Raw genomic sequence first — 7216 nt, 5'->3', positions numbered from 1 at the left:
GATTTCTTGTTCATCTTCGCTCCTTGATGGCTGCGATGAACCAGAAATCCTCCGTTACGAAAACATCAAATCTGTCCCATGGGTGCTGACGTCAGACATCCTCTGCTGCCGTCACCATCTCGGGCTTCTTCAGCCCGGCGATCCGGTCAGCGGCGTCCTCACCCTTCGCCTCGCGCACTGCTTCGAGGATGCGGGCCTTGGTCACACGGCCGAGGTAACTGTCGCCCGTCGCCGTCCAGCCCGCCTTGGCCATATCGAGTCCGACGGTCCCGGCCAACACATCCGCATGCGCGATGGCGCGCGGGCGGCGCTGGTAGGGGTCGTGGACGGCATTCACGCTCATCGCCACGCAATGGGCGAAGAGCGCCTCGCGGCTGCAACTGTCGAACTCGGTCAGGGCCTCCCAGAGGTCTTCGGGTGCCTTCGGCAGGTTCCGCGCCCAGGTATCGTGACGCTGGTCGATGGCCTGCGCGTAGGGCGTATCACCGAGGCCCGGCACCTGCGATCCGAAAGCCGCGTTGCGCGGTTCGATCTCGACGCAGCTGTCGACCGCGTAGCGATAGAAGAGCCGCAAGACCATCGCGTGCAGCGCCGCGAGGAAAGCGACCTGCGGGTCCTGGGCCAGCGCATTGCGCAATGCCAGGGTCCGATGGGCCGTGAGTTCCATGACGAGGCGGTCGGAGAGCGGCTTGAGGCCGTCGTCTTCTTCCTCCTCGTCCGCGGCAGAAACGGCGGTGTCATCAGCGTCCTCGTCCGGCGCCGCTGCCGATGCGACCTCGCCGGTGTCCTCCACCTCCTCGACCGGCTCATCCTCGGGCCGCACATAGCCGCGTTCGACCCGCAGCCGCCCGGAGCTGTCGATGCTGACGAAGGCCCCGGCCAGCGCCAGATCCTCGGACTCGAACCGGATCGGGCGCGCCTCGAATGCCTCCATCGTCTCCTCGATCTCGCCCAACCGGGCATCGACATCGTCGGGCAGCTCGTCGGCTTCTGCGTGCTCGGCCTCGAGCGCGTCGTATTCGGCCTTCAGCGCCTGGTAGCGGGCGGCTTCCTCGCATGTCATCGGCACCGCCTCGCCATGGACCCGGCGCATCCCGAAGGTGTGGCCATAGGGGAACTCGGTGTCGACCTCGATCCATTTCCAGCCCTCGGCACGGACCGTCTCGGCCTTCTCGGCCAGTTTCTCGCGCACCATGACGTCGAGAAGGGCGGCATCCTGTAGCCAGCCGCCGTCATCCTGCTGGAACAGGTCGCGCAGAATTTCGCCGCCCGCCTCGACGTAATCGTCGAGTCCGACGAACTGCGCCCGCTTGTCCGAGGCCCGCACCGCCCCCTCGGTCAGCATGCGGCGGATCTCGTAGGGCTGCCGCGAATAGTGCCGCTGCAACGCCTCCCAGACTTGGCTTTGCCGCGCGTGATCGGGATTGACGGTGAAGGCCATGAGCTGATCGAGCGTCATTTCCTCCTCGGCATAGGCATCATGCAGCGATGGTGCTACGGCGGCGAGCTTCAGCCGCTGTTTGACCACGCTGGCCGAGACGAAGAAGGCCGCGGCGATCTCCTCCTCGGTGCGGCCTTTCTCGCGCATCGCCTGGAAAGCGCGGAACTGGTCGAGCGGATGCAGCGGCGCGCGCTGGACGTTCTCGGCCAGGCTGTCCTCCTCCGCCAGCCCGTCGGTGCGCACGATGCAGGGCACCAGTGCGGTCTTGTTCATGCGCTTTTGCTTGACGAGCAGCTCAAGCGCCCGGAACCGCCGCCCGCCGGCGGGGATCGTGTACATGCCGGTCTCGGCGCCATTGTCGTCCAGCACGGGCCGCACGGTGATGGAGCTGAGCAGCGTCCGCCGCGCGATGTCTTCGGCCAGCTCCTCGATCGACACGCCCGCCTTGACGTGGCGCACGTTTGACTGGCTGAGCATCAGCTTGTTGAAGGGGATGTCGCGCGAGGCGCTGAGGGTGATTTTCTGTTGCTTTGTCATCGGGATTACTCCGTGACGGGCCAGCCGGGAGCCTCTCTCCCGACCTCCAAACCCGTCACGGAAAACCCGGCCCACCTCTCACTCTAAGGAAGGGCGTAGCCCTGCGTTTGCTTTCTAGCGTCCTCGTACTGCAAGCGGCAGCACGATACTCCGCAAGTCGTCCGCACGCACGCTTCAAAGGGTTATCAGGACAACTTCTTGGGGCGCTTCGCAGTGCGATAGCTTGCAGAACGATTAGACGGGAGGCAATCATCTCGACGAGCCGCTCACCCAGTGTTACATCTTCAGGACGGATGTCGTGACGCCGCAACATGCATAGGGTCAAATGCTTAATGCAAACGAAGTATATTACTTTCAGTGGAATTGTAGCATTTGTGACTTTGGTACCTCTCGTTTATCAGCTATTCTTTTCCAATAGGCTGTTGCCTGAGTTTGACCTTAACTCAGTATCTTCGGATGAAGTTTCTAGTTTATACAGTAATTTTGAAAGTGACGTGGCGTATTTGACACTCTCTTTCGAAAGGAGTGACTTACCATCTGTCGTTAATATTGAAGACCCTACAATATTCTTTTCACGGTATCAGATAAATGGACTCGAAGTTACCTTCATTATTCCAGTACAAGAACTACTCAGCAACCCTTACTCCATTATAGGCGACTACCGAGCGGAGGACTATAGCTTCCATTTTGAAGGCCCAGTACATATTCGCGCCTACGAGGGGGAGGGAATGCCATATATACGCATCGAAAGGGTGCCGATAACTGACTCGATTGAAGAAAAGACCCGCTGTACAAGGAGCGTAATAGAAACATCGGGCGTATCTTTTGCTTTTTCCTACTTATGGAATTGCATTCTGTAGGTGGAACATAGAATGACTTGTTGGGCGCTTTGCTAGCCCGCATTGAGCAGCAGGCATTGGTGTGCCGCAAAGCAAACGATACTATTGGCTCATGGCAAACGTTGCCATTGTGCAGCGAGGGAAGTGGTTGAAAGACTGACCACCTCCCCATTTTCCAGACTAAGTTACCTTCTCCAGCAACACCTTCGCCTTCCCCTCCATCACCAACCGCGCATCTTGCTGCGGCTTCGACCGGGCCACCGCGGTGATCCCCTGCACGAAGTCGAAGACGCTCTCCGGCGGGCGGCCTTCCTCGGCCAGCACCGTCTCGACGATCCGCCCCGTCTCCGCCTTCGAGAACCCGCGCTTGCGCAGGAAATCCTGCCGGTCGTCGTCCGACCGCGCGACGATCTTCTCGCGCGCCGCGCGGATGCCGTCGATGAAGGGCGCGGGCGAGGACTCGGCGAAGCGGCTGAGCGCCGGGGCGGCCTCATGCGCGAAGCGTGAGGCGGCGTATTTCGAGTGCCGGATCTTGATCTCCTGGAAATCCTCCACACCCCAGAGGTTGCGGTTCTGGCAGACCGCGCGCAGGTAGAAGCTGGCGATGCCGAGCGTCTTCGCCCCCACCTCCGAATTCCAGCAATAAAATCCCCGAAAGTAGAGGTCGGGCGAGCCGTCGGGCAGTAGCCCCGCCTCGATCGGATTCAGATCGTCGACGAGGAACAGGAACACGTCGCGGTCGGAGGCGTAAAGCGTCGTCGTTTCCTTCGTCACGTCCACACGCGGGTTGTAGATGCCGGTCGACCAGTCGAGCACGCCGGGGACCTTCCAGCGCGTGTCGCCTGTGCCATTGCCCGCGATGCGTTGAACCGCAGAGACCAACTCGTGATCGTAGATGCGGCCATAGTCGGGTCCGGTCACGGCACGCAGTTCGGTGCGTCCATCTCCGGTTTCCAGCGTCTTGATCTGTTCGGCCCGGTGGTTCGTCAGCCCGTATTGCAGGTTGATGCCCGCCAGCGGCGCAGGCAGTTGGCGCAGATAGGCCGCGGGCGCGCCGACGAGGCTCGAGAGCTGGCCGAAGGACCAATGCGTCGGTTCAATCGGCTCATCCGCACCGGGCAGAACCAGCCCAAGCTTCTCCGGGTTGTCGCGATGTGCCTCGACCCGGATCGCGGCGCTTTCAACGGTGCGGGTGCGGCTCCGCTCAGCGCGCCCCTTCACCGAGGCGAAAAGATCGTTCAGCGACAGATACCGCTCGTCATCCGGGCGCGAGAACCACTCAGACGACACCCGGTCCACATTTGTGCCGCGCGACACATCCACCTTGTAGCCGCCGCTGATGTCACGCCCGGCATCGATAATTTCGGTATTCATTGGGAAACCTCCGCGACGGGCGCCGGAAGCCTCTCCTCCAGCCCTCAACCCGTCACGGCCCTCCCTGCCCGCCTCTGGCTCTCGGAAATCCGGTGAACGTCCGCAGGAAGTCCGCCGATTTGATCGCATTCTGTCCTATTTGTTCGCCCCCTTCTGCCACCGATTGCCGCCCTTTTCACGATCAAGGTCCCTGATCACACCAAACACCGCCGCCCGCTCGCATTGATGGACAACGTGGCTGAGGTCAGGATGTGGAGCAGAGAAACCACCGAGACTGACCGATGAACACGCTTTTTCTCCTGATGGCTCAATATGATGGCCGCGCGGTCGTGCCGGTCGATGCGGTCTGCAAAGACTACTTTTCCCATCTGACCTTGCCGAAGTTTCTCAGGAAGGTCAGTTCCGGTGAAATCGATCTGCCCTTGGTGCGATCGGAGCGTAGCCAGAAGAGCGCGAAGGGCGTCCACCTCTCGGATCTCGCCACCTATCTCGACAAGCGTCGCGAGGTCGCGCTGTACGAGCGGGACGCCTTCAAGTAGTGATCTTCGGCTCTTCAGAGGAGGCTCGTCCTGTGGCCCAGAACACCCGCTAAAAGTGATCTGGCGAGGGGTTTTGTCACCGCATCGATCCATCCAATCCAGCTGGCCAAAGCTTCGCCGGTGAAAAACTGGGCAAAACCTTTCCAGCCCGATCCCAACCCTCTGAAATCAAATTCGAAAACGGGGCCGCGCGACGATGGCCTATCAGATTTTCTGCCTACTTTTTGTGCGCACGACCGGGACGGACTTACAACATGATTTACAACACGGGCTACAACATGACCTTAGAAATTTGAAAAATCACAGACTTTTTGAACTGTCGGTCCAGTCCATCATCGGCGCGATAGATAGGCGCGCTGCCTCGGTGGCTGCGTTGTTGGGCATTCGGCAATCTCCTCGGATGCGCCCAATACCAGAACGGACCCGCTGTGCACACCATACGCACACGGCGACTGTACTGCCACCCCACCCCGCGCAAAGACAGGTAAACAGCGGCGTTTGGGTAGGGTTGCGTTGAAGCGCCGTCACGATCGAACCCTGCGTTCCTGCGCGTGTCGGGACGTGGGGAGAACCTGACCACGGTCCACACTGCCCAGCGCCGCGACCGACATATCGGCAGGCGACCCGCAGATACTACAGGCCACTACGGCTCTCAACGCCTACTCACGTGCACAAATTCGAAAGATGTTCTATCAAATGATATAGTGCCTTCTGGCCTGATTGGTCCGGTCCTCTGTCCCGCAACCAGCTAAAATGCCACAAGAGAACGCATGATTAACCGAGGATTAACCGAGGATTAACCGCAATGCGTTGGTCTGCTGAGGTTTTGCAAAACCGGGCTGGGGATCACCATGTATGAATTTCGCGGCGCAACGCTTCAGGACGCCATTCACCAGGCGGTCCGATATCCGGCGTTGTCGACAAAGACGCTGGCCAAGATGGCGGCGAAATTCGACTTCACCGCCCGTATGCGCATGGGAAGCGTTCTGTTTGTCGGGGAAGGCAATCTGAGCTTTGCTCTGACGATGTCGCGCACGCCGCGTGATCCAGCCTCCTCGATCCTGGCGACAGTGGACGAGGCAGAGGAAGGCCTAACGGACACCGCCTGTGACAATGCGCGCAAGCTTCTGAAGCTAGGATGCAGCGTCAAAACCGGCGTGGATACCACAGGGCTCTCCGACACCATCGGGAAACGCCAGTTTCGAACAATCATCTTCCAGTTTCCAAACGTGGCCTCCCGATATCCACGCTACGGACAGAACCCAAATCATGTCTTGGTGACCCGGTTTCTCAAGAGCGCTCGGAACCACCTGAAACCGGGCGGTCTGGTCGTCATCTCTACCGTGGACAGCCCGTTTTACGAGGGCGCGTTCAAGTTGGACGAGGCGGCGCGGAAGGCCGGGTTTGCCGCTCCGGCGATCTTCAGTTGCGACCCCGAAGACTACGCGGGATATTCTCACCAGAACATGGCCAACGAGGGGTCCGCCACCGATGGCCATACCGCCTTCGCAACTTTCGTTTTTTCCGGATGAGTGGCCGGACGGGCTGACCTATCTGGCAAATTTCATCCACGAGGATGAGGCCGAAAGGCTCGTCCGTGAGATCGACGCAGCCCCTTGGCGCACCGATCTGAAGCGACGCGTCCAGCATTATGGCTATCGCTACGACTACAAGGCGCGGCAGGCCCGGCGGGAGGACTATCTCGGGCTACTGCCCGACCTATTTCAGCACCTGGCGGAACGGTTGACCTCTGAAGGCCATTTTCAAGCCGTTCCGGATCAGGTCATCGTCAACGAATATCAGCCCGGGCAGGGCATCTCTGCCCATATCGACTGCCAACCCTGCTTTGGGGAGACGATCGCCTCCCTGAGCTTGCTCTCGGCATGCGTGATGCGGTTTGCCTCGCAGAAGTCTGCCCGGAAAATGGACCTTCTGCTCCAGCCCGACAGCCTTTTGATTATGGCTGGTGAAGCCCGCCATGAGTGGACCCATGCCATTCCGGCCAGAAAGACGGATCTTGTCGAAGGCCAGAGGTCCCAACGAACGCGACGCATTTCGCTGACATTTCGGCAGATGAACTTCAACAAATGTTGTAATGTGGGGCGCAATCGACTACCCTCTTGGCATGCCCAGACTCTCGATCGACATTTCGCCGGAAGACCATCAGAAGCTCAAGGCCATCGCTGCTCTCAAGGGGCAGAGTATCAAGGACTATGTTCTGAGCCGAGCGCTTGGCGACGCCCCTGCCCTTGCCGGGATGAGCGAAGACCAGGCTTTCATGGCGCTGGCCAACTTCCTGGAGCCGAGGATCGAGCAGGCGCGGCGTGGCCAGCTTTCTGGCAAGTCCCTTGACGAGATCCGGCGCGAAGAGCGCGAGCGCGCGGGAGTGAGAACGGCGGTGCGAAAGTCGGCCACGGTAGCGGCGGGATGAGCCTGCTGCGGGCGGCGTAAAAGTCGTCCACCTTTACCCTTTCTGGCGACAGGGA

At 60.2% G+C, this 7216-nt stretch carries 5 protein-coding genes and 1 pseudogene; 4 read left to right on the top strand and 2 right to left on the bottom strand.

Translation table 11 applies throughout. The annotated features are described in order from the left end of the window. Positions 1 to 91: 91 nt before the first annotated feature. Both N5A93_RS19275 and N5A93_RS19270 read right to left on the bottom strand, forming a co-directional pair. Positions 92 to 1978 (bottom strand): ParB/RepB/Spo0J family partition protein, encoded by a 1887-nt coding sequence (locus N5A93_RS19275; protein WP_268956720.1) that lies wholly within the window; start codon positions 1976 to 1978, stop codon positions 92 to 94. 1019 nt (positions 1979 to 2997) lie between these two features. Then, the gene (locus N5A93_RS19270) at positions 2998 to 4191 is read right to left on the bottom strand and encodes a DUF932 domain-containing protein (protein ID WP_268956719.1); all 1194 of its coding nucleotides are present in this window, start codon (positions 4189 to 4191) and stop codon (positions 2998 to 3000) included. Positions 4192 to 4472: 281 nt separating this feature from the next. On the opposite strand from N5A93_RS19270, the gene N5A93_RS19265 reads away from it, so the two are divergent. The 4 genes and pseudogenes from N5A93_RS19265 to N5A93_RS19250 all read left to right on the top strand — a co-directional run bounded on the left by N5A93_RS19265 (position 4473) and on the right by N5A93_RS19250 (position 7161). Continuing rightward, positions 4473 to 4730, top strand: coding sequence for a pyocin activator PrtN family protein (locus tag N5A93_RS19265; RefSeq protein WP_054538582.1), 258 nt, complete (start codon positions 4473 to 4475; stop codon positions 4728 to 4730). A gap of 851 nt (positions 4731 to 5581) precedes the next feature. Beyond that, positions 5582 to 6262 (top strand): Rossmann-like fold-containing protein, encoded by a 681-nt coding sequence (locus tag N5A93_RS19260; protein ID WP_268956718.1) that lies wholly within the window; start codon positions 5582 to 5584, stop codon positions 6260 to 6262. After that, positions 6222 to 6740 (top strand): annotated as a pseudogene (locus N5A93_RS19255) (alpha-ketoglutarate-dependent dioxygenase AlkB); the annotation flags it as partial. The gene N5A93_RS19260 and the pseudogene N5A93_RS19255, both read left to right, overlap by 41 nt. Positions 6741 to 6855: 115 nt before the next feature. Next, positions 6856 to 7161: a type II TA system antitoxin, ParD family gene (locus tag N5A93_RS19250; protein WP_268956717.1), complete on the top strand. Its 306-nt coding sequence runs from the start codon at positions 6856 to 6858 to the stop codon at positions 7159 to 7161. The last annotated feature ends 55 nt before the right edge of the window (positions 7162 to 7216 follow it).

Source organism: Roseovarius salincola, assembly GCF_026891095.1.
Lineage (GTDB): Bacteria > Pseudomonadota > Alphaproteobacteria > Rhodobacterales > Rhodobacteraceae > Roseovarius > Roseovarius salincola.
The sequence above is the reverse complement of the archived record's forward strand: the minus strand, read 5'-3'. Positions and strand labels throughout refer to the sequence as shown.

What these genes read in the sequence shown, in the direction of transcription:
- N5A93_RS19275 (WP_268956720.1), bottom strand. Translation starts at nt 1,978, where the DNA reads ATGACAAAGCAACAGAAAATCACCCTCAGCGCCTCGCGCGACATCCCC.
- N5A93_RS19270 (WP_268956719.1), bottom strand. Translation starts at nt 4,191, where the DNA reads ATGAATACCGAAATTATCGATGCCGGGCGTGACATCAGCGGCGGCTAC.
- N5A93_RS19265 (WP_054538582.1), top strand. Translation starts at nt 4,473, where the DNA reads ATGAACACGCTTTTTCTCCTGATGGCTCAATATGATGGCCGCGCGGTC.
- N5A93_RS19260 (WP_268956718.1), top strand. Translation starts at nt 5,582, where the DNA reads ATGTATGAATTTCGCGGCGCAACGCTTCAGGACGCCATTCACCAGGCG.
- N5A93_RS19250 (WP_268956717.1), top strand. Translation starts at nt 6,856, where the DNA reads ATGCCCAGACTCTCGATCGACATTTCGCCGGAAGACCATCAGAAGCTC.